General features: G+C 62.9%; 17 protein-coding genes. 10 read left to right on the top strand and 7 right to left on the bottom strand.

What is annotated here, in order from left to right; all coding sequences use genetic code 11:
- Nucleotides 1-313: 313 nt before the first annotated feature.
- Both TERRO_RS16925 and TERRO_RS23845 read right to left on the bottom strand, forming a co-directional pair.
- A complete protein-coding gene (locus TERRO_RS16925) occupies nucleotides 314-1,450 on the bottom strand; it encodes a YXWGXW repeat-containing protein (protein ID WP_014786918.1) in 1,137 nt (378 codons plus the stop codon).
- A 263-nt stretch (nucleotides 1,451-1,713) separates the two neighbouring features.
- Complete coding sequence (locus TERRO_RS23845; protein ID WP_014786917.1) at nucleotides 1,714-3,165, bottom strand: YXWGXW repeat-containing protein; 1,452 nt, start codon at nucleotides 3,163-3,165, stop codon at nucleotides 1,714-1,716.
- Nucleotides 3,166-3,353: 188 nt separating this feature from the next.
- Between TERRO_RS23845 and murC the strand changes: the two genes are divergently transcribed.
- The 4 genes from murC (at nucleotide 3,354) to TERRO_RS16890 (ending at nucleotide 8,730) form a co-directional block, all read left to right on the top strand.
- Complete coding sequence (gene murC / locus TERRO_RS16915) at nucleotides 3,354-4,724, top strand: UDP-N-acetylmuramate--L-alanine ligase (RefSeq protein ID WP_041592688.1); 1,371 nt, start codon at nucleotides 3,354-3,356, stop codon at nucleotides 4,722-4,724.
- Nucleotides 4,725-4,861: 137 nt separating this feature from the next.
- Nucleotides 4,862-6,253 carry a cell division protein FtsQ/DivIB gene (locus tag TERRO_RS16910; protein ID WP_169315315.1) on the top strand — a complete coding sequence of 464 codons (1,392 nt, stop codon included), beginning with the start codon at nucleotides 4,862-4,864 and terminating at the stop codon, nucleotides 6,251-6,253.
- Nucleotides 6,254-6,374: 121 nt separating this feature from the next.
- Nucleotides 6,375-7,604: a cell division protein FtsA gene (gene ftsA / locus TERRO_RS16905; protein ID WP_014786914.1), complete on the top strand. Its 1,230-nt coding sequence runs from the start codon at nucleotides 6,375-6,377 to the stop codon at nucleotides 7,602-7,604.
- A 532-nt stretch (nucleotides 7,605-8,136) separates the two neighbouring features.
- On the top strand, nucleotides 8,137-8,730 hold the full coding sequence (locus TERRO_RS16890) for a hypothetical protein (protein ID WP_014786912.1): 594 nt from the start codon (nucleotides 8,137-8,139) through the stop codon (nucleotides 8,728-8,730).
- An 84-nt stretch (nucleotides 8,731-8,814) separates the two neighbouring features.
- Here TERRO_RS16890 and TERRO_RS16885 read toward each other — a convergent pair whose 3' ends face one another.
- Nucleotides 8,815-10,140, bottom strand: coding sequence for a sugar porter family MFS transporter (locus tag TERRO_RS16885; RefSeq protein ID WP_014786911.1), 1,326 nt, complete (start codon nucleotides 10,138-10,140; stop codon nucleotides 8,815-8,817).
- Nucleotides 10,141-10,433: 293 nt separating this feature from the next.
- Between TERRO_RS16885 and ftsZ the strand changes: the two genes are divergently transcribed.
- From ftsZ to TERRO_RS16870, 3 genes are all read left to right on the top strand, one after another.
- Complete coding sequence (gene ftsZ, locus TERRO_RS16880) at nucleotides 10,434-12,005, top strand: cell division protein FtsZ (protein ID WP_014786910.1); 1,572 nt, start codon at nucleotides 10,434-10,436, stop codon at nucleotides 12,003-12,005.
- A gap of 119 nt (nucleotides 12,006-12,124) precedes the next feature.
- Nucleotides 12,125-13,606, top strand: a complete 1,482-nt coding sequence (locus TERRO_RS16875; protein WP_014786909.1) for a penicillin-binding transpeptidase domain-containing protein — start codon at nucleotides 12,125-12,127, stop codon at nucleotides 13,604-13,606.
- Nucleotides 13,607-13,706: 100 nt separating this feature from the next.
- Entirely contained in the window at nucleotides 13,707-15,317 is a 1,611-nt protein-coding gene (locus TERRO_RS16870) for a bifunctional ADP-dependent NAD(P)H-hydrate dehydratase/NAD(P)H-hydrate epimerase (RefSeq protein WP_014786908.1), read from the top strand.
- Here the strand turns inward: TERRO_RS16870 and TERRO_RS16865 are convergent.
- Nucleotides 15,309-15,770, bottom strand: a complete 462-nt coding sequence (locus tag TERRO_RS16865) for a type II toxin-antitoxin system VapC family toxin (RefSeq protein WP_014786907.1) — start codon at nucleotides 15,768-15,770, stop codon at nucleotides 15,309-15,311. The genes TERRO_RS16870 and TERRO_RS16865 overlap by 9 nt on opposite strands.
- Nucleotides 15,770-16,015: a hypothetical protein gene (locus tag TERRO_RS16860; RefSeq protein ID WP_014786906.1), complete on the bottom strand. Its 246-nt coding sequence runs from the start codon at nucleotides 16,013-16,015 to the stop codon at nucleotides 15,770-15,772. The genes TERRO_RS16865 and TERRO_RS16860 overlap by 1 nt, the downstream gene beginning before the upstream one ends.
- A 39-nt stretch (nucleotides 16,016-16,054) precedes the next feature.
- Here TERRO_RS16860 and tsaE point away from each other — a divergent pair, with 39 nt between their 5' ends.
- The 3 genes from tsaE to TERRO_RS16845 all read left to right on the top strand — a co-directional run bounded on the left by tsaE (nucleotide 16,055) and on the right by TERRO_RS16845 (nucleotide 19,654).
- On the top strand, nucleotides 16,055-16,492 hold the full coding sequence (gene tsaE / locus TERRO_RS16855) for a tRNA (adenosine(37)-N6)-threonylcarbamoyltransferase complex ATPase subunit type 1 TsaE (protein ID WP_014786905.1): 438 nt from the start codon (nucleotides 16,055-16,057) through the stop codon (nucleotides 16,490-16,492).
- Nucleotides 16,493-16,575: 83 nt separating this feature from the next.
- A complete protein-coding gene (locus tag TERRO_RS16850) occupies nucleotides 16,576-17,835 on the top strand; it encodes an ATP-binding protein (RefSeq protein ID WP_014786904.1) in 1,260 nt (419 codons plus the stop codon).
- 4 nt (nucleotides 17,836-17,839) lie between these two features.
- Entirely contained in the window at nucleotides 17,840-19,654 is a 1,815-nt protein-coding gene (locus TERRO_RS16845; protein ID WP_014786903.1) for an ABC-F family ATP-binding cassette domain-containing protein, read from the top strand.
- Between the two features lie 58 nt (nucleotides 19,655-19,712).
- Here the strand turns inward: TERRO_RS16845 and TERRO_RS23285 are convergent, their stop codons facing one another.
- Together TERRO_RS23285 and TERRO_RS16835 are read right to left on the bottom strand one after the other, a co-directional pair.
- A complete protein-coding gene (locus TERRO_RS23285; protein WP_014786902.1) occupies nucleotides 19,713-19,961 on the bottom strand; it encodes a hypothetical protein in 249 nt (82 codons plus the stop codon).
- A 13-nt stretch (nucleotides 19,962-19,974) separates the two neighbouring features.
- The gene (locus TERRO_RS16835; RefSeq protein ID WP_014786901.1) at nucleotides 19,975-21,246 is read right to left on the bottom strand and encodes a metal-dependent hydrolase family protein; all 1,272 of its coding nucleotides are present in this window, start codon (nucleotides 21,244-21,246) and stop codon (nucleotides 19,975-19,977) included.
- Nucleotides 21,247-21,280: the final 34 nt, after the last annotated feature.

Below are 21,280 nucleotides of genomic sequence, written 5' to 3'. Positions count from 1 at the left end.
GCGTTGCCCTGGGTATGGAAGTCGCAGGCCTTCAGCCCGCAAAGGATTTTCGTTGTGACCAGATCCAGGGCGTTGCCCTGGGCTGGGAAGTCGCGGGCCTTCAGCCCCACGGGTTGTCGTTGTAACCATACCCTTGTCGTTGTGACCGTACCCAGGGCGTTGTCCTGGGCTGGGAAGTCGCGGGCCTTCAGTCCGCGGTTTGTCAGCAGCAAGCCGTGAGCCTTAGGTCGATACTCCCTTGCGGATGAGACAGAGAAAAGGCCCGGCAGTTTCGCCGGGCCTTCCTCTTAACCCTCTGGGGGAGGGAACTTGTTTAGCGGCGACCGCCTCCGCCACCGCCGCGGCCTCCGCCGAATCCACCGCCGCCGCCGCGGAATCCGCCACCACCGCCGCCGAATCCGCCGCCACCACCGGGCGATCCGCCACGGAAGCCGCCACCACCACCTCCGGGGGCTGAAAATCCGCGAGAGCCGCCGCCGAAGTTGCCGCCTCCGCCGCCGCTGGGAGCTGAGAAGCCTCGTCCGCCGCCGAAGTTGCCACCACCACCGCCCGGTGACGCAAAGCCGCGTCCTCCGCCGCCGCTGAAGCCCTGGCCGCCGGGTTGTGCGAAGCCGCGTCCGCCGCCGCCGTTGGGCGCTCCGCCGGGACTGCCGCCACGGAAGCCGTTGGCGCCACCGTTGAAGCCGCCACGGTCACCGCCGCCGAAGCCACCACGGTTGCCGCTGAAGCCGCCACGGTCGCCGCTGTTGAAGCCTCCGCGGTTGCCGCCGTTGAAGTTGCCACCACCGTTGAATCCGCCGCGATTGCCGGCAAAGTTGTTGCCGCCGAATCCACCACGGTTACCACCGAAGCCACCACGGTTGCCGAATCCACCGCGACCGAAGCCGCCTGCGGGCGAGCGATTGAAGGCGAAGCCGCCGCCGCGGATGTTGCCGCGGAAGTTGCCGTAGCCACCGTTGTAGAAGTGGCCGCCGAAGCCGGGTCCAAAGCGGTTGAGACCGCGGTTGTACCAGAAGTGACCGCCGTTCCAGTAGCCGCCGTAGTAGCCGGTGCCGAAGTAGCCGAAGCCGTAGTTAATGCCGCCGTAGTAGCCGACGCTGGGACCCCAGTAACCGGCATTCCAGAGGAAGCCGTCGCCGTAGCCCGGGCCCCACCAGCCGGGCGTCCAGAGTGCGCCACTATAGGGAGGCAGAACCCATGCGCCTTCGACCCAGTAGTAGTCGTTTGCGGCGTCGTCCCAGGCCCAGTAGCCGGGTGTCCAGATGTAACCGTCGCCGGGTGCGGGCGGCTGATCGTATTCAGGGATTGCGGGCGGTGCGCCGAAGCTGGCACCGACTTCAACGACCTGTGCTTGCGCGGTCGACGTGGTCAGCGCCGTGAGAGGAGCTACCGCGAGTGCGGCAACTGCCAGGAATTTCGCCGTCCGTCCGATGTTGATCTTCGTGTTCATTGGTTCACCTCTCCCGTCGTCCTCGCCGTTTCCGTCGGCGTGCGGCGGTTTCTTCAGAGACGGGTCGCCCACTTGCCCCCGGCGCTTTCGCATGCCTTGGAGTGCAGGTTCATTGGTTAGAACACAGGTTTGCGCCGGGGGTTGCGGTATGACAGGGAGGGCGGCGCGTCAAGGCGGGGTGCTCGACGGTAAACGGACAAAGGCATGGCGTTGTGCGCCATGCCCCTGTTTTTGCCGTTCTGGTGAATCCGTCGCGAGTGAGATTACCGCGGGCGGAAGTTTGCGTTACCCGGTCCACGCTGATCGCGCATGGACCCGGGGTTGTTGGGTGCCGGTTGGTTGACGGCGGGCCGCTGCTGCATCGGTTGCTGCTGCTGCACGGGTTGCTGAGGCACCGGTTGCTGCTGGGCGGGCCGCTGTTGGGGCTGCTGTTGTGCGGGCTGCTGGCCGGGTTGCGGCTGCGTCATCTGGAACTGACGTGGCTGCTGGGATTGGCCGGGCTGACCGCCGTTGAAGCGGTTGTTGCCATTGCCGTTGTCCTGCGGCATCGGCATGCGCGGCGGGTTGGCGGGCTGGGGGCGGAAGCGACCGTCACCGGGCTGGAAGTTGCCGCGCGGGTTTCCCTGGTTGGGCTGATTCGGCTGGTTGGGCTGAACTGGCTGCGCTGGTTGAATCGGCTGCGCGGGTTGTGCCGGCTGGGCTGGTTGTCCTGGTTGCGTTGGACGTCCTCCCTGCTGGCCGTTGAAGCCGTTCCGGCCTCCGTTGCCGTTGTAGTTCATGCCGTTGCCGCCGTTTGTGCGGGGATCAGTTGCCTGGGGCGTGTTGCCGCGGTTGTCGCCGTTGAAGCGGTTGTCCTGGCCACGGTTGTCGCCGCCGGGGCGGTTCTGATTGAAGCCGCCGTTGCCGCGGTCGAAGCCGTTGCCGCGCGTGAAGTTTGGCGGGTTGGTGGGTGCTCCCTGTGCGGGTGCTGCGCCTTGGCGGAAGCCGTTGGCGTTCTGCACGGGGCGGGGCGTTGCCGCGGCGGGAGGCGCGCCGTGGTTGAAGTTAGAGAACTGGCCACGGTCCTGGCGGGCGAAGCTCTGCTGATTGCGCTGGAATCCGGTGGCGTCGAAGTGGTGCTCGCGAAAGGCCTGCTGCTCACCACGGCTGGGACGAACGTTGACGCCGCCGGGGCCGTTGAAGGCATAGCGAGGTCCGCGATTGTTCCACTCGGGCCGCATCGGACGGTCGTAGGTATTGCGCACAAAGGAGCGGTTGATGCGGTTGACGGCGGTGTTGTAGTAGAAGTTGTTGCCGTTCCAGTAGCCGCCCTCGTAGCCGGAGCCGAAGTAGCCGAAGCCGTAATTGACGCCGCCGTAGAAGCCGACATGCTGACCCCAGTAACCGTCGTGGAAGCCGTAGGCGCCGTTGTCGAAGCCCCAGTAGCCGGGCGTCCAGAGGAGGCCGGGTTCGGGCGCCATGACCCATGTTCCGGGGACCCAGAAGTAGTCCTGCACTTCGTCATCCCATGCCCAGTAGCCGGGCGTCCAGATGTATCCGTCGCCGGGAGCTTCGGGCTGCTCGTAGATCGGCAGGGGCGGCGGTGGAACCTGGGAGGTCGCGCCGATGCTGATGGAGAGGCCGAACTGTGCGTGGAGGGGAGTTACGGCCATGCTGGTGGCGGCGATGGCGAGTGTTGCGACGAGGGTGCGGCGGAGATTACGTGTCGTGCTCATGGGCCTGCTCCTCTTACCTATCGCCCCGCATTTGCGGGTGAGATTGGCGATGGTGGTAGGAACGCGGATTTGCGACATATGTTGTGCCAACGCTTTGAAAAGAAATGCCCTGGCATAAGAAGTTGGTTCTAGGCAACGTTACCGCTGCTAGATTGATCTTTGGTTTGCATACAGGAGAGACACAGGCTTTGTTCGCAGCGGCGCAACGCGTGCACTTTATTGGGATTGGCGGCATCGGGATGAGCGGGATTGCAGAGATTCTGCTGAGCCTGGGATTTCCCGTGAGCGGTTCGGATCTGCGGACTTCGCCGACGACGGACCGGCTGAAGAAGCTGGGCGCTACGATCTACACCGGTCATACGGCGGAGCAGGTGAGGCCGTCGGATGTTGTGGTGGTGAGTTCTGCGGTTGCGAAGGACAATCCTGAGGTTGTCGAGGCGCATGCGCGTAAGATCCCGGTGATTCACCGGTCGGACATGCTGGCGGAGCTGATGCGGCTGAAGTATGGCGTTGCGGTTGCTGGGATGCATGGCAAGACGACGACGACGAGCATGATTGCTGCGGTGCTGGACGCGGGCGGGCTGGATCCGACGGTGGTCGTCGGTGGACGCGTGGACATGTTCGGGTCGAATGCCCGGGCGGGGCAGTCGCGGTACCTGGTCGCCGAGGCGGATGAGAGCGATCGCAGCTTTCTGAAGCTTTCTCCGATTCTTGCGGTGGTGACGAACCTGGATCGCGAGCACATGGAGAACTACCGCGACATGGCGGATGTCGAGCAGTGCTTCGTGGACTTTATGAACAAGGTGCCGTTCTACGGCGCGACGACGGCTTGTATCGACGATCCGATGTTGCGGGCGATTCTGCCTCGGGTGCAGCGCCGGGTGATGACGTATGGCGAGAGTGCCGAGGCGGATTTTCGGCTGGTGATTCTGCCGAAGGAGACGGACAGCTATTCGAGCTTTGAGGTGAATGCGCGGGGAATTGTTCTGGGGCCGTTCAAGCTGCATGTGCCCGGAAAGCACAACGTTTTAAATGCGACTGCGGCGGTTGCGATTGCGGTTGAGTTGGGTGTGCCGCCAAAGCAGATTGCCGCGGGGCTGGCTCGTTTTCGTGGCGTGGATCGCCGTTTCCAGTCGAAGGGTGTGGAGCGCGGCGTGACGGTGGTGGATGATTACGGCCACCATCCGACGGAGATTCGGGCGACGCTGGCGGCGGCGCGGGATTGCGGATTCAAGAAGGTGCATGTGCTGTTTCAGCCGCACCGGTACACGCGGACTCGCGATCTGTTTGAGGATTTTGTGGGTGCGTTTTCGGCGGCGGACCGGGTGGAGATCGTCGATATCTATGCGGCGAGTGAGCAGCCGATCGAGGGCGTGACGGCGCAGTCGCTGGTGCGTGCGATGCGGGCGGTTGGGATCGATGCGAACTATGCGGCGAGCTTTGACGCTGCGGCGCTGCGGCTGAGCGAGGTTGCGGCGAAGGGTGAGGCGATTCTGACACTGGGTGCCGGGAGCGTTTCGCAGGCCGGGGCTACGATTCTGGCGGCTTTGAAGCGGTAGCTGTTCAGCGACAAAGTGGGACGCGGGTGCATTTTTCATTACCCACGTAGGTTCCCCGTGTCCGGCGATTGCGATGGGGATGGCATTCTAGGGCTTGTAAGATGGCCGCAGGCGATTCTCTGCGGCCCGGCTCAGGCATGCGGAAGCTACATCAGTTCGGTGGGACGGCAGCGGCGATGTTGGACGCTGAGGACGACGCGGTTTCGCGCCCGGAGGTTCCGGCGCTGCGGATCGTGGCGGATGCGCCGCGTCCGCGCCGCGAACTGGTGGATGACTATGCCGACGATGAAGACACGGAAGCGTATCTGCGCGCGAGCGGCCGTGCCCGCCGGATTCGCCGTGGTCTGATCCCCAAGACTCGCAATGGCTGGATTGCCGCGGGTGTTGCGACTGCCGTAGCGCTGGGCGCGATTGCTGCGGGTGGATTTGCGACGCTGCGTTTCATGACGACGAATGAGAAGTTCCGGATGACGTCGTCCCAGAATATTGAACTGGATGGCAACAGCCACCTGTCCCGCGCGCAGATGCTGAGCGTGTTTGGCGAGGATGTGGATGGCAACATCTTCCGCGTGCCGATGGAGCAGCGCCGGGAGCAGTTGGAACAGATGCCGTGGGTGGAGCATGCGACGGTGATGCGTCTGCTGCCGAACCGCATGCGTGTTCATGTGATTGAGCGGGTGCCGGTGGCGTTTGTGCGGCAGGGCAGCAACATCGGCCTGGTCGACAAAAGTGGCGTTCTGCTGGATATTCCGCCGGATGCGCCGGGCAATCCTAGCTACTCGTTCCCGGTGCTCACCGGATTGAAGGCGGAGCAGGAGCCTGAGGCGCGTGCGCAGCGGATGCGGCTCTATGCGGCATTTCTGAGGGATCTGGATTCGGATGGGAAGAGCACGAGCGCACAGTTGAGCGAGATCGATCTTTCGGATCCGGAAGACGTGAAGGCGCTGATCCCGGACCATAACAGCGAGGTGCTGGTTCACTTTGGTACAGAGCACTTCCTGACGCGCTACAAGCAGTTTGAGGAGCACATCGCGGAGTGGCGGTCGCAGTATGCGCGCCTGAGCAGCGTGGACATGCGCTATGAGCGGCAGGTGGTGCTGCAGATGCCGCCGAAGGATTCCACGGTGGGTGGATCGGGTGGCGCTGGGGATAGCGCTGCGCCGAAGGGTGATGCCGCGACGGGAGCTGCTGCCTCCAAGCTTGCAGCGTCTGCGCCGTCGAAGGCGATTGCTTCTGCGAAGCCTGTTGCTCCCGCGAAGGCTGTTGCTCCCGCAAGGCCTGTTGTTTCTGTGAAGCCTGCTCCGATGCCGGTGAAGACTGCTGGTCCGACGACGACCGCTTCCGTTCCGCCGAAGGCTGCTCCTGTTGCGAAGCCTGCTGTGCACGCCGTTGCAAAGCCTGTTCATGCGGCACGGCCCGCGACGAAGTCTTCTGCGAAGGATGCCGCGACGCACAAACGGGTAGAAGCCATCAAGGCGTGGATGGCGAAGCGGCATGCGGCTCAGAACCATTCTTCCGGTGGCAATTAGCGGTTGCCTGTGTGTTTTCGCCTCCCCCACGCGGGGGAGCATCTGGAAGGATGCGCCCCGGGCGTAACGAACGACGCGTTGGTCCGCTGGCCACGGGTATCATGCACGCAAGGGCATTGCTTTGAAGGAAAAGAACGACAACCTGATTACCGTTCTGGACGCCGGTAGCTCGAAGAGCTGCGTGCTGGTGGCGGAGTTGCAGGATGGCGTTCTGCGGTATCGCGGCCACGGCATTGAGAAGTCGAAGGGCATGCGTAAGGGCCTGATCGCGGAGCTAGGGCCGGCGGCGGATGCGATCAATCGTGCAGCGCTGACGGCCGAGCGCATTACCAACATGGGAATCGAAACCGCAGTGGTTGGCGTGGGTGGAACGCATGTGCGCGGGATTAATTCGCGCGGCGGCATCTCCATGGGCAGCCGCATGCGGGAGATTACGCGTGAGGAAGTTCGTGCGGCGGTGGATCGTGCGCGGTCCGTGGCGCTGCCGGCCGATCGGGAGATTCTGCACCTGCTGCCGCAGGAGTTCATCCTGGACGATCAGCCGGGCATTCACGATCCGATCGGGATGGTTGGGACGAAGCTCGAGGTGAATCTTCACCTGTCGACCTGCAGCGGTGGCGTGGCGCAGAGCGTGGTGACGTGCGCGAATCGCGCGGGACTTGAGGTTGTGGACACGGTTTACGAGGGATTGGCTTCTGCTGAATCTGTGCTGAGCGCGGACGAGCGTGAGCTGGGTGTCTGCATTGCGGACATTGGCGCTAGCACGACGGAGTTGGTCGTTTTCTTTGAGGGATCGGTCGCGCACACGGCTGTGCTGCCGATTGGTGGCGACCACTTTACCAACGACCTGGCCGTTGGTCTGCATGTGAGCACCGAAGAGGCCGAGTACCTGAAGCTGACCTACGGCAATTGCGTTGTGACCAGCGTCCCTTCCCTGAATGAGATTGAGGTAGGCGGCAACCTGGCGACGGGTGGCAGTACGGCGCCGCGCCTGGTGCGGCAGCGTTTCCTGGCTGAGATTCTGGAGCCGCGTGCGCGGGAGTTGTTCACGATGCTGCGGGACAATCTGCGGCAGGGCGGCGTTTTGGAGGCCTTGGGGACGGGTGCGGTGCTGACCGGTGGCGGAGCGAAACTGGCCGGGCTGCTGGATGTGGCGGAGAGTCTACTGAGGACGCCTGCGCGGGTCGGGTCGCCGGTGCCGCTGTCGCGCATGCCGCAGGAACTGGCACAGCCGGAGTTTGCGACGGCGATTGGAATGCTGCTGTATACCCATCGCACGCAGGTGCGCCGCGCGAGCGAAGAGATGGGTCTGAAGCAAAAGCTGAAGTCGATCTTTGCGGGTAGCTTCTAGCGGCTTTCGGCTAGAACTCCTTCTACGAGGGAACCATGCCTGTCTTCCAGAGCCGCGAACAATGCGAAACCTGGTTGCGTGAGGAACTTCCTGCGATCGCTGAGGCGGCGGAGCGGGAACCGTCCAGCTGTATCCCGATCGAGGAGATCGAAGGCCTTCTGCGAGATTTGGATGAAGCAGACGCGGCGGACGATGCTGCACTCAAGCGCCCCGCGTGACCTAGAGGGTCGCCCTGTCCGCATCCGCAAACACGATGTACTCGAAATCCGCGAGTACATCACGAAGCAGTCTTCTTTGCGCATCTCCTCGGCTTTTACTAAGGATCTTGTCGCGGAGTGCCGGTCACTTGCCGTCTTCCGATGCGAGGAAGAGGGAGGACGGAGCTTGGCCCTGATCATCGCGTTGTCGCATTTCGCAACCGCGTCTCTATACACTTCCGCGTGAAGTCGCAGACTGTGACGATTCTGGCACTGATCTACGCAGGTCGGGATTGGCAGATGGACATGGGGTCGACTTCGGTAGACTAGATTTCATGACTTTCCGGCATTTGCTTTCCCTGGCCACGCTTGTCGTTGGCTCCTCGTTCGTCGCGCACGCTCAGCTTGCTGTTTATGGCACGATCACCGGCGAACGGGTAACAGGTGTGCAGTGCTCCAGCACAACGACCTCGTGCCCGGGCGCCGGGACCGATAACGTCATTGGCGGCGGTGGCGGCGCTTACTACGACTTCATGACCGTTGGCCCGGCACGGCTGGGCATCGATCTGCGGGCGAATACGCTGCGTGGCAACAAGGCTGCTTCGATCCCGATTGCGGGAACGAACGCGGTGCGCATGGACTCTGTGCTGGCAGGTGTGCGCGCGAGCTTCCGGACGCCGATCAAGCCGGTGCGTGCGTATGGCCAGGTTTCGCTGGGATGGAACCGTCGTGTGAATCCGCAGCCGCTTGGTTCGTACAATTTTCTGGCTTACCGCGGCTTTGTCGGTCTGGATGTGAATGCTCTGCCGTTCATGGACCTGCGTCTGCCGGAGTTTGAGATCGGCCAGAACATTGGTCACAACGGTCAGCCGACGAATGGCGTGCAGGCAGTGAGTGTTGGCGTGGTCTTCCACATGCCTCGCCGCTAGTCGCAGCTGATCTTTTGTTACAGCAGAAAGGGCACGGCGCGAGCCGTGCCCTTTTTACTGCGTGGGCGCGAGCGCCCGTTGGATTTAGTGCTGTAGATGGTGCTGCATGTCTTCCAGCGAGATGTTGCTTGTCTCTGGATACATGGTGCTGACGAGTATCAGATCGACGACCATCATGATGGCGAAGAACCAGAAGGTTGCGGGTGTGGACCAGCGCAGCATGACCGGGAACGCGTAGGAGATGGCTGCGTTGAAGACCCAGTGCGAGCTGCTGCCGAGTGCTTGTCCCTTGGCGCGAACGGCTGTTGGGAAGACCTCGCTGATGTAGACCCAGACCACGGCTCCCTGCGAGACGGCGAAGCATGCGATGTAGAGCATGAGCAGCGGCAGCAGCAGGTTCATGTGCGAGTGTGTGTAGAAGATCCAGCCTACAGCCGCAAGCGTCAGCGCGAGGCCGACCGTCCCGCCCAGCAGAAGCTTCTTGCGTCCGATGCGGTCGATGAGGGTCATGGCGATGAGCGTTGCGATGAGGTTTGTCGCTCCCACCACGACGGACTGCTGCGAGCCGGAGATGGTGCTTGCTCCGGCCAGGCCGAAGATGGTGTTGGAGTAGTAGAGGATCGCGTTGATGCCGGCGAGCTGGGTGAAGGCGCCGACGGTGATGGCGACGAAGATGCCGCGCGAGTGGTGTCTTGTGAAGAGCGGGGTGGAGTGAGCGGCGCGCTCTTCGTCGATCTCAGCCTGGATGCGCGCGAGTCGCCGGTCCGGATCGGGGTCGCCGAGCAGATTCAGGACGCGGAGCGCTTCCTCGCGGCGGCCCACCATGACGAGCCAGCGCGGGCTGCGCGGGATGCCGAAGAGGGCGATGAAGAAGAGGAGTGCGGGGAGGGCGGCGACGCCGAGCTGCCAACGCCACTCATTTGCGCCGATGTGCATGCGGCCGATGAGGAAGTTTGAGAGGTAGGCGAGCAGGATGCCGAGGACGATGTTGACCTGGAAGAAGCCGACCAGGCGGCCACGCCACTTGGTGGGTGCGAGCTCCGAGATGTACATGGGGCCGAGCACGGATGAGCCGCCGATGGCGAGTCCGCTGAGCACTCGGAAGACGATGAGTGAGGGCCAGCTCCACGCGAGTGCGCAGCCGAGGGCAGAGAGCAGGTAGAGCACGGCCATAAGTCGGAGGCTGTCTCGCCGGCCCAGCCGCTGGCCGGGGATGCCCGCGAAGATAGAGCCGATGACGGTGCCGATGAGTGCAGAGGCCACGGTGAATCCGAGCCAGCCCGAGGTGAGGTGGTACAGGGCCGTGAGCGCAGCGTTGGCGCCTGCGATGACCACAGTGTCAAAGCCGAAGAGCAGGCCGCCCAGTCCAGCTACCACGGTCGCTCGTGCGACCTGTGCGTTGATCTCCATATGCCTCCGATTTTCCTGCGTGCAGGTGGCGCTCGTCGCCTCTCAGCGCACTGTACACGGAAGCTTCGACGCTTGCATGTGGCGGCTGGAAACCTGAGCAAAGTGGCCCGGGGAAGACGGATTCGAACAAAGAGGTATCTAGAGGGGAACGTCCCGAAGTATGGACGGGTTTTGCACGGGCGTGCTGTCGTCTCAACGTGCCAGAATCAGGATGTTATGCGCGTGCGCAAATGCGCAGTGCTGTTGGCGATTCAAGATTGAATTGTTCTGCCTGCATGACAGAGGAGCCCCCTATGATGCCTGACGAAGATCTGCGAATTCATTACCACGAAGACATGCCACGCGGCGCGCGGATCAAGGTGATTGGAGTGGGTGGGGGCGGCAACAATGCGGTGAATCGCATGATTGCGGCCAATGTTGAGGGTGTTGAGTTTATCGCCGCCAACACGGATGTGCAGGCTCTGAAGTCGTCGATGGCGCCGGTGAAGCTGCAACTGGGTGTGAAGCTTACGAGCGGCCTGGGCGCGGGCGCCAATCCGGATGTGGGCCGTCGCGCGGCGCTGGAGGATTCGGACAAGATCATTGAGGCGCTCGAAGGCGCGGACATGGTCTTTGTCACCACGGGACTGGGCGGTGGCACCGGTACCGGAGCTGCGCCGGTGATTGCGTCGCTGGCGAGCGAGATGGGTGCCTTGACCGTTGCGGTCGTGACGCGTCCGTTTGCTTTCGAGGGCAAGCGCCGCATGATGCAGGCGGAGCGCGGCCTGCAGGAGTTGCTGGACGCGGTCGATACCGTCATCGTGATCCCGAACGAAAAGCTGCTGGCTGTGGCGAAGGATGCGGGCTTCTTCGAGTCGTTCCGCATTGCCGATGACGTGCTGCGGCAGGGCGTTCAGGGCATCTCGGACATCATTACGATTCCGGGCATCATCAACCGCGACTTTGCCGACGTGAAGACCACCATGGCGGGCATGGGCTATGCGGTGATGGCAACCGGTGTGCGCAGCGGAGAGAACCGTGCGCGCGAGGCGGCAATCGCAGCGATGGCTTCGCCGTTGTTGGAGGCGGGCGCGATCGACGGTGCGCGCGGCATCCTGATCAACATTACGGGTTCGTCTTCGCTGAAGCTGAGCGAGGTCAATGAGGCTTCGACGCTGATTCAGGACGCGGCGCATGAGGATGCGAACATCATCTTCGGTGCGGTGCTGGACGAACGGCTGGGTGATGAGGTGAAGATCACCGTCATTGCGACGGGCTTCCGCCAGCCGAATGCGGATAGCGGTGACCGCCGCGAACGGATGCTGGAGCAGAGTGGCCTTTCGCGGGGCGCGCTGGCGGTAGAGCAGGGCTTTGTGCCGCCGATTCAGCCGCGGTATGTCGCGCCGACGCCGGCTCCTCGCGTGGAAGCACCGGTTTATGTCGCACCTCCTACGCCTCCGCCAGCGCCGCCGGTGATGCAGACGGTGACGCCGCCTGCTGCCCCCTTGAATCCGACGTTTGTGTCGGGAGCACCGGCACCTGCCTTTGGTGAACCTGCGCCTGCGTTTGCGGGCCAGACGCCGACTTTCTCGCAGGAGGCGTCCATCTTTGCTACACCGCCTACCTTCCCGACCGAATCTGCGCAGAACCTTGCCGCAGCGGAGCCGACGGAGTTGGTGCCGGTGCCTGCATCGGCCTTCGACGACGACTTTTTCCTGCGGAATCGGCGGCCTGCCGAGCAGACCGAGCCGCATGTCTCGAACGAGCCGGTCTTTCGGCCGGAGATTCGTGTGCCGACGTTTGCCGGACATGCTCCGGCTGAGCCGCAACAGAATGAGCACGATGAACTGGATATCCCAGCCTTTTTACGCCGTGGAAGTATGTAAAACGGTTCTCTATTGCGCAAAGGTTGCAGTGCACGACTTTCCTTGCGTCTATATCTTCAGTGGTAGCGCACGTTAGGCACGCGGTGCCGTGAAGTACGCGTACCTGGAGGCAAGCGACGATGAAGTTTGACCTGTTCGAGAGACTGCGCGACCGGGCCGTCGCTGCCATCCTTCCTGTTGCACTTGCGTGTGTTTGCGCCGGCGCGCCGCAGGCTGTCGCCGCGATGACGAAAACTTATGGTGCTTCGCACCATGCTCCTGCTCATGCTGCAGCGTCATCGCGCTCGCATAGCCGCGCCGCGTCCTCGGGGGGTGCTTCGAAAAGCCGCGGAGCGAAGGGGCGAGCGGTCGCCGGGCGGTCTGCCGGTCGCGCTGGCGCCGGACGCAATGTGGTCGTGGTGGTTCGCGGACGGCGTGGTCGCCGGGCGGTTCCGGCGCGGTATGTCGAGCACTTTTCGTCGCCATCCTTCGCGCAGAACGTGGACAACATTACGCTGGGCGATGTGACTGCCGGCGAAGATCCTCTGGTTCGCGCTTCGTTGATCCAGGCGTTAGGCAACATGAACGGCACGGCGCTCGCGATCGATCCGAAGAATGGCCGTATTTTGGCGATGGTGAACCAGAAGGTCGCGTTAGGACCGGGGGCTGAGCCCTGCTCGACGATCAAGCTGACGGTGGCGCTGGCGGCTCTCTCTGAGGGCATCATCACGAAGGACACGCCGGTCAACCTGGGACATGGCTATCACCTGAACCTGACGTATGCGCTTGCGCGGAGTGTGAACCCGTACTTCGAAGAATTGGGTCGCGAGCTTGGTTTTGAGCGTGTGAAGCACTACGCGAATGAGTTTGGGCTGGGAGAGTTGGCCGGTTACAACGTTGCGGGTGAGCAGTTGGGGCGGTATCCGGATCATGCGCTGCCGGAGTCGAAGGGCGGCGTGGGCCGGATGTGTTCGTTCGGCGAGAGTGTTGAGATGACGCCGATGCAACTGGGTGCGATTGTGGCTTCGATTGCGAATGGCGGCAGTTTGTTCTACCTGCAGCACCCGACGACGCCGGAAGAGGTCGCACAGTTCACGCCGCGGTTGAAGCGGACGTTAAACATTCAGAAGCACATTCCCGAGATCCTGCCAGGCATGGCGGGGGCGGTTGAGGCTTCGTACGGTACGGCGCGGAGTCTGCGCGCGAACTTCCACGAGTTTCCCGTCTTCGGCAAGACCGGCACTTGCAGCGACAATGGCACACGATTTGGCTGGTTCGCCGGGTATGGCGATGGGCCGAATGGCCGCATTGTGACGGTGTTCTTCCTGACAGGCGGACGGCCGACCTTTGGACCGAAGGCAGCGGAGCTGACGGGACTGTTTTATCGGGCGCTGGCGGACAAGAGCTACTTCCAGCAGACCGCGATCCCGAATGTGGCGTCGCAGATGCCGGCGACCGATCCGGCAGCAGCGACGACCTCGGTTCCGGGAATGAGTCCGACGCCTGCGGCGATTCCGGCTTCGTCGATCATTCCGGCGACGGAACCGACGGGGACGCCGCGGATGGCTCCTTTGCCGGGCACATCGCCTGCGCCGTGTGCTGTGAACGCAACCGTCTGCTAGTCGGAGCCGCTTACGTTGTGCCTCCTAGATTTTCCGCTCCCTCGTCTCTGCGGCGAGACGTGGGTCAGCAGTCGGCCAGGGCTGTAGCATCCAAGACATTATGAAGATACTGACTGCGGCAGAGATGGGCGCGGCGGACCGTGCCACTGCTGATCGTTTTGGTGTGCCTCTGCGTGACCTGATGGAGCGCGCGGGTGCGTCTGTCGCTTCGTTCGTTTGTCTGCGGTATCCGCGTGCGTTGACGGTCTGCGTCCTGTGCGGCACGGGAAACAATGGCGGCGACGGTTTTGTGGCGGCGCGGTCGCTGCTGGCAGCGGGCATCCGTGTGCGCGTGGTGTTGCTGGGCGAGGAATCGAAGCTAAAAGGCATTGCGGCAGATGCCTTTGCACGGCTGGACCGATCGACGATTGCAATCAGCTTGGTCACGGAGGATGGTGCGGTTGCCGGGCTGCGCAGTCTGCTGGATGGCTCGGATGTGATCCTGGATGCGGTGGTGGGCACGGGCTTCAAGCCGCCGCTGCGAGGCGTTGCGGTTGCGGTACGGGAGTTGCTGACGGAGATTCGCAAGCCCGTGATGGCGGTCGATCTGCCTTCCGGGTGGGATGCGGACTCCGTTGAGCCGACGGCCGAGGGCGCGTTTCGCGCGGATGCTGTAGTGACGTTTACGGCTCCCAAACTGGCGCATCTCTTTGGTCACCTGACCGGCTCGAACGGCTTTGGGCCCATCGTGGTTGCGCCCATCGGATCGCCAGATGCTGCGGTTGAGAGCGCGACGGGGATGACCTGGACGGGCGCTTCGAAGCGCATCTTCGAGACGCCTCGTGTGATCGATTCCAACAAGGGAATGTACGGCCATGTGCTGCTGGTTGGGGGCGCCGCTGGCAAGGCCGGCGCGCCTTCGATGGCGTCGCTGGCTGCGTTGCGGGCGGGCGCCGGGCTGGTGACGGCTGCTGTGCCGAAGTCGATTCTGAGTACGGTTGCGCTGATCACGCCGGAACTGATGACGACACCGCTGGAAGAAGATGCGAGCGGGGCGGTGGCTCTCATGAATGCATCGCCCGAGCGGCTGGAGAAGCTGCTGAAGAAGATCAGCGTGATCGCCGTTGGACCGGGGATTGGGACCGAGGGCGAGGCGTCCGCGTTCGTGCGGCAGCTTGTCGCTTCGACGGACCTGCCCCTGGTGATCGATGCCGATGGGTTGAATGCGTTTAAAGGGCAGGCGTCGTTACTGAAGGATGCGAGCAGAGGTGGTGCGCGGACGATTGTGCTGACGCCACATCCGGGCGAGATGGCGACGCTGCTTGGCATGACCACGAAAGAGGTGCAGGCGGAACGGCTGAACCTGGCGCGGAAGTTTGCGCAGGAGCATGGTGTGACGCTGGTGCTGAAGGGCTGGCGGACACTGGTGGCGCATCCCAATGGAGATGTCGCGGTGAATACGACGGGGAATCCATCGATGGCGAAGGGTGGTTCGGGCGACATCCTTACGGGGATCGTCGCTGCGTGCCTTGCGCAGGAGAAGAGCAACGTGCGGGATGCGGTGAATGCTGCGGTGTACCTGCACGGTCTGGCTGCGGATTTTGCGGCGCACCGCATGGACGAGCACACGGTGCTGGCGACGGACACAGTTGCGCACCTGAGCGATGCGTTTCGCTACCGGACGCTGGATGCAAATGGGGCTGAGTGGGTGTGTGGCCTGCGGCTAGGCTAGGGCACCGGCGAGGATTGGTTCTGGTGTGAGGCAGGTCAGGAACTCGAAGCGCTTGAAGTCGCGCGTGTTCCATGTGGCAAGTGTGCTGACATTGTGCGCGGCGAGCGTAGCAGCGAGATAGGTGTCGTGGACCTGCGCACCACGCACTTTGTGTTGCGTCGCCAGTCGAATCCAAAGATCGTAAGCTCGCTGATCATCGGCCAGTAGCGTGAGGGACCGCTCGATCTCAAAGACAAGGGAGGCTGTGTCGTCGGTCGAAAGATTGAATCCGTTGTTCAACAGTGGCTTCGTGCAGACGCTCCAAAACTCCCGGATGTTCTGGGCTGTGAAGCAGCAAATCTTCTCACTTGTGGCCAGGTGCAGAAACAGCAAGGTTGCGACTTCGTGTTTTGGATTCGAGGTCTCGCTGAGGGCCAGCAGGACATTGGTGTCTAACGCTAGGAAGCTCGCCATCAGTCGCGGTCGGAGTAGATCTCTTCCCGAGAGTATGTCCCCCGGGGAGACGCGGGAATCGAGTCTGAATATCTCGTCATCGCGTCGACGAAATTCCGCATCTCTGCTTCAGTCTTTGGCTGAGCGGCGGCTGCTTCACGGGCCATATGCTCGCGAATACGCTGTTCGGCATATGCCTCCGGCGACATTCCGGCAGCGGCAGCCTGCGCAATGATCGCATCCGAAACTTCGATGGTGACCCGCATGCTGATAGCCTATCGCACGGGTGAGAGGGAAAAGAAGCCTTGATTGAGAAGCGGTTGAAGACGAGGAGTGTGGCGGGGACGCTGGCACTGGCGCAGAACATCTATGAGCTGATGCTGCCCGCGCCGCGGCTGGTGATCCTGCGGGGTGATCTGGGCGCGGGGAAGACGACGCTGGTGAAGGGGATTGCGCAGGCGATCGGTGCCAGTGCAGATGACGTAACCAGCCCGACGTTCACGCTGGTGCAGGAGTACCGGGGCACGAAGCTGAAGCTCTACCACCTGGACCTCTACCGGCTGGAAAAGGATGAGGAGCTGCTCTCGCTTGGGATCGAGGAGATGGAGGCGGAGCCGGACGCGCTGGTGCTGGTGGAGTGGGGCGAGAAATTCCCGTCGCTGCTGCAGCGGGCGCGCGGGCAGGTGGTGATCCAGCCGGGTGACGAGCCGGATGAGCGCTGGTTTTTCGTGCAAATGCTCTGATCTGCGTGCGTAGCAGGTCCACAGGGTAGGGTGATATGTCGACTGGCGACATACTGCGCGACGGTTGGACATAAAATAAAGGTGTGCCACCCGCAGCAATCCCATCGAACGAAGCCGAGCGCGCAGCCGACCTGCGCAGCTATGAGCTTTTGGACACGCTGGACGAGCGGGGCTACGACGACATCACCTTCCTGGCGCAGTACATCTGCGAGACGCCCATCTCCCTGGTCACGCTGGTTGATACCGAGCGGCAATGGTTCAAGTCGGCCATTGGCACCGGTGAACTGCGGGAGACGACGCGGGCGGACAGCTTCTGTTCGCATCTGATCGGTGGTCCGTCCGTTCTGGTGGTGCAGGACACACACGAGGACGAGCGCTTTACGGACAATCCACTGGTCACGGGGGAGCTTGGGATTCGCTTCTACGCGGGCGCTCCGTTGGTGACGCCGGATGGGAATGTTGTCGGAACGGTTTGTGTGATCGACCAGAAGCCGCGGACGCTGCGTCCTGATCAAGTCAAAGCCTTGGAAGCATTGGCGCGGCAGGTGATGGCTCGTATGGAGTTGCGCCGGCAGATGCGCGAAAACAAGCTGACCGCGGACGCGATGCGTACTGCGGAGAAGCTTGCCGCGGTGGGCCGGATGGCAAGTGCGATGGCGCACGAGATCAACAATCCTCTCCAGTCGGTGACCAACCTGCTGTACATGGTTGAGATCACGGAAGATGCCGCGGAACGCCGAAACTACCTGAAGCAGGCTGAAGATGCATTGGCGCGCGTGTCGCATCTGGTAACGCAGACGCTGCATTTTCACAGGCAGTCAAAGCGGGCTGCACCGGTGCGGCTGGCGGAGTTGGCGGAGTCGGTCCTGCTGTTATTTCGTACGCGCCTCTCGCATGCGTCGGCTGAAGTGCTTGTGACGGACGGGCAGACGGAGCCGCTGGTGTGCCTTGCGGACGATGTGCGCCAAGTGGTGACGAACCTGGTGTCGAATTCGCTGGATGCATTGTCTGGCGGCGGCAAGGGACGGCTGCTGGTTCGGGTTCGGGATGGGATCATCTCCGGAGCGCAAGGTGTCTTTCTGACCGTCGCGGATACGGGGCGCGGCATTGCACCGGAGACGATGGCCCGCCTTTTTCAGCCGTTTACGACGACCAAGGGCATTCGCGGCACCGGTCTTGGACTTTGGGTGAGCAAGGGAATCCTCCAAAAACATGGCGCGCGGGTGCGTGTCCGCAGCCGCGTTGGGGTGGGGACGGTAGTGCGCATTTTCTTCCCTGCGAAGCCAACTTCGACAGTCGCGAACGCCTATGCAGAAGAATTCACGGCTTTACCGGTAAACTAGGCGGATGCCGCCGATTCTTAACGCGCAGTCAGTCAGTAAGCGCTACGGCGCCAAGGTCCTGTTTCAGGACGTTTCCCTCGTCGTTGCCGACGGCGATCGCATTGGTCTGGTGGGGCCGAATGGAGCGGGCAAGTCGACGCTGCTGAGCATCCTCTCCGGTACTGAGGATTCTGATACCGGTGAGGTCTCCGTCCGCAAGCGGGCGCGTGTCGTCACGATTTTGCAGACGTCCGAGTTTCCCAAGGGCGCGACCGTGCGCGAGGTGCTGGAGCGAGCTCTGGACATCGCGAATGTGCCTGAGAACGAGCGCGAGCAACGCATCCGCGAGACCGTCGGGCGCACCGGATTTCCAGACGAACATGCCATTGCGACGAGTCTTTCCGGTGGCTGGCGCAAGCGCCTGGCGATTGTGGAAGGCGTCATCTCCCAGCCGGATGTGCTGCTGCTTGACGAGCCTACGAATCATCTGGACTTGGGTGGCATCGAGTGGCTCGAGGAACTGCTCGCCGGTATCGGCTGCGCCTGTGTTGTGGTCTCGCACGATCGCTACTTCCTGGAAGCGGCGGCAAATGAGATTGTCGAGCTGAACCGCGTCTACCCGGGCGGTGTGTTGCGGGTGAAGGGGACTTACTCAAAGTTCCTTGAAGATCGCGAACTGTTTCTTGAGGCGCAGTCCCGGCAGCAGCAGAGCCTGAAGAACGAGGTCAAGACCGAGATTGAGTGGCTGCGCCGTGGACCCAAGGCGCGCACGACGAAGAGCAAGGCGCGCATCGACCGTGCGCACGAGATGATCGGCGAACTGGCCGATGTGAATCAGCGGACGGCGAAGTCAAGCGCGGGGCTGGAGTTCAATGCGACCGAGCGCCAGACGAAGCGACTGGTGGAGCTTGAGGGCGCGGGGCTGGACCTGGGCGGACGCACGCTGTTGGACAAGCTGGACTACGTGATCAGCGCGGGAACGCGTGTTGGCCTGGTGGGACCGAACGGTAGCGGCAAGACGACGCTGCTGCGCCTGCTGACCGGCGAGCTGAAGCCGACACGCGGCACCGTGAAGACGGCGAATATGCTGCGCATTGTGTACTTCTCGCAGGCGCGTGAGATCGACACATCGCTGACGTTGCGCCGGGCACTGGCTCCTGAGGGCGATGCGGTTGTGCACAATGGACGCGAGGTCCATGTGGCGAGCTGGGCTGCTCGCTTCCTGTTTACCGGGGAGCAGCTGAACCAGCCGGTGGAGCGATTGAGCGGTGGCGAGCGTGCTCGTGTGCTGATTGCGCGGCTGATGTTGCAGCCTGCCGATCTGCTGCTGCTGGATGAGCCGACGAACGATCTGGATATTCCGACGCTGGAGATCCTGGAAGAGAGCCTGCTGGAATATCCGGGCGCTCTGATCCTGGTGACGCACGACCGCTACATGCTGAACCGTGTCAGCACGACCGTGCTTGGTCTGGATGGCAAGGGACGCGCGGAGAAGTTTGCGGACTTTGCGCAGTGGGAAGACTGGATGCGCGAGTCGGAAGCACCGGTGCCCACGGCGAAGTCGAAGGCTGCTGCAGCTTCGGCAGCGGCGGGCGCTGCTGGCGATGGGACCGCGAAGAAGAAACTGAGCTACAACGAGCAGCGCGAATGGAACACGCTGGAAGCTCGCATTGCAGAGGCTGAGGCTCGCGTGGCGAAGGCCGACGAAGCGCTTGCGGATCCCAAGATTGCGAGCGATGCGACGGCTCTGCAGCGTGCCATGACGGAGCAGCAGGATGCCCAGGCTGCGGTGCTGGATATGTACGTTCGTTGGGAAGAGCTGGCGGAGCGGGCAGGGTAAGTTTCTCGGGATCCCACGTCTCGACGGTGAGATGTGGGATCCCATCTCACCGTGGGTTCTAGAAACGGTTTCCCGGATCCTGTTCATTGGTGCGCAGGGTGCGGTAGATGACTCGGTTGCAGAGTACGCAGCGCCATGGGTAGAGGTTGAAGAAGGGCAGTATCTGTGCCTGGACAAGGCCGATGCGTGGCACGCGTTCGAAGCGCACGCCGCGGCAGCCGGTGCAGACGCGACGCCTTTCGCTGGCGAGCCCTAAGCCTGAGATCTGATGGTAGAGGTGCCGTATCGGCACCGGTATGAGCTTCAACGATCCGTCCTCATCAGCGACGCACCACGGTGCCGTCTTTCATGACGAAGGAGACGCGCTCGACGACGCCGATGTCTTCCAGCGGATTGCCGGGCACTGCGACGATGTCGGCGAGGAAGCCTGCGCGTAGCTGGCCGATCTCGTTCTCCCAGTCCAGCAGCTTGGCCCCGTTGATCACGTCCGCGCGCAGCACGTCGGCAGCGGACATGCCGTACTGGTGCATCAGCACCATCTCATGCGCCTGGGTGCCGTGCGGAAAGGGGCCCACGTCGGAGCCGACGGCAAAGGGAACTCCTGCTGCTAACTGCTTTTTGAACTCAGCGGCGTGGAAGGCTTCGGTCTCGTGGCGGCGTGCGGACGAGGCCGGCGTCTCGGCGTGGTCGGCGAAGTACTGGCCGATGGTGAAGGTGGGCACCGCGAAGATGCCGCGCTCCTTCATCAGCTTCATCGTGGTCGGGGACAGGTTATCGGCGTGGTCGACGGAGACGACGCCTGCTGCGACAGCGTAGCCTGTGCCGGGTTCGCCGGTAGCGTGGACGGCCACTCGTGAGCCGGTGCGCTTTGCCTCGGCGACGGCTGCTGCCAAGTCCGACTGTGTGTACTGGAAGGGTGTGTTGAAGACACGGTCGCGCAGACGGTCCGGCCCAGTTTCGTAGATCTTGGTGAAGTCGGCGCCCTGCTTGTGCTGCTCGCGCATGACGCGGATGAGGTCGTCCGCGGTATCGGCACGGTCGGCGTTGCTCATCAGGTGCTGCTCGGGATTCTTGCCGCTGTTGTCTTCATGGCCGCCGGTGATGTCGACGGCATTGCACGAGACGCGCATGCGCGGGCCGGGGATCAGGCCGCTGTTGATGGCGTTGCGTACGGCTACGTCGGCGCATCCAGCGCCCTCGCTGCCCATGTCGCGCTCGGCGGTGAAGCCTGCCATCAGGTCGGCTTTGGCGGCGTCGGCGGCGATGAGTGTGCGTTGCGGGACGGACTCATCCACGGTCTGGCCGGCTTCGTTGCCCACGTGCAGGAAGAGGTGGGTATGTGCGTCGATGAGGCCGGGCATCAGCGTGGCGTCACCCAGATCGATGACCTCAGCGCCGGCGGGGCGTGCGACGTGCGCGCCGGCTTCGCGGATGCGATTGCCCTCCACAAGGACTTCGCCCGGCGAGATCGTCTTGCCGGCGGCTGCGTCGAGCATACGAGCAGCGTGCAGCACCGTTGCGTGCGGCACAGCCTGTGCGACAAGGGAGACGGGCCCGAGGAGGACCACGGCGAGCGAAAAGGGAAGTCTCATGCTTAGTTCGCAAGCATAACGGGAGCGTGCAGTC

It is taken from the genome of Terriglobus roseus DSM 18391 (assembly GCF_000265425.1).
Lineage (GTDB): Bacteria > Acidobacteriota > Terriglobia > Terriglobales > Acidobacteriaceae > Terriglobus > Terriglobus roseus.
Note: the sequence above shows the minus strand (reverse complement) of the source record. Positions and strands in the feature narration are given on the sequence as shown.

Coding starts and splice junctions, on each gene's coding strand:
- TERRO_RS16865 (WP_014786907.1), bottom strand. CDS start 15,770: ATGGCGAGCTTCCTAGCGTTAGACACCAATGTCCTGCTGGCCCTCAGC.
- TERRO_RS16890 (WP_014786912.1), top strand. CDS start 8,137: ATGACTTTCCGGCATTTGCTTTCCCTGGCCACGCTTGTCGTTGGCTCC.
- TERRO_RS16845 (WP_014786903.1), top strand. CDS start 17,840: ATGCCGCCGATTCTTAACGCGCAGTCAGTCAGTAAGCGCTACGGCGCC.
- TERRO_RS23845 (WP_014786917.1), bottom strand. CDS start 3,165: ATGAGCACGACACGTAATCTCCGCCGCACCCTCGTCGCAACACTCGCC.
- ftsZ (WP_014786910.1), top strand. CDS start 10,434: ATGATGCCTGACGAAGATCTGCGAATTCATTACCACGAAGACATGCCA.
- TERRO_RS16885 (WP_014786911.1), bottom strand. CDS start 10,140: ATGGAGATCAACGCACAGGTCGCACGAGCGACCGTGGTAGCTGGACTG.
- TERRO_RS16910 (WP_169315315.1), top strand. CDS start 4,862: ATGCGGAAGCTACATCAGTTCGGTGGGACGGCAGCGGCGATGTTGGAC.
- TERRO_RS16870 (WP_014786908.1), top strand. CDS start 13,707: ATGAAGATACTGACTGCGGCAGAGATGGGCGCGGCGGACCGTGCCACT.
- TERRO_RS16875 (WP_014786909.1), top strand. CDS start 12,125: ATGAAGTTTGACCTGTTCGAGAGACTGCGCGACCGGGCCGTCGCTGCC.
- TERRO_RS16835 (WP_014786901.1), bottom strand. CDS start 21,246: ATGAGACTTCCCTTTTCGCTCGCCGTGGTCCTCCTCGGGCCCGTCTCC.
- TERRO_RS16925 (WP_014786918.1), bottom strand. CDS start 1,450: ATGAACACGAAGATCAACATCGGACGGACGGCGAAATTCCTGGCAGTT.
- TERRO_RS16860 (WP_014786906.1), bottom strand. CDS start 16,015: ATGCGGGTCACCATCGAAGTTTCGGATGCGATCATTGCGCAGGCTGCC.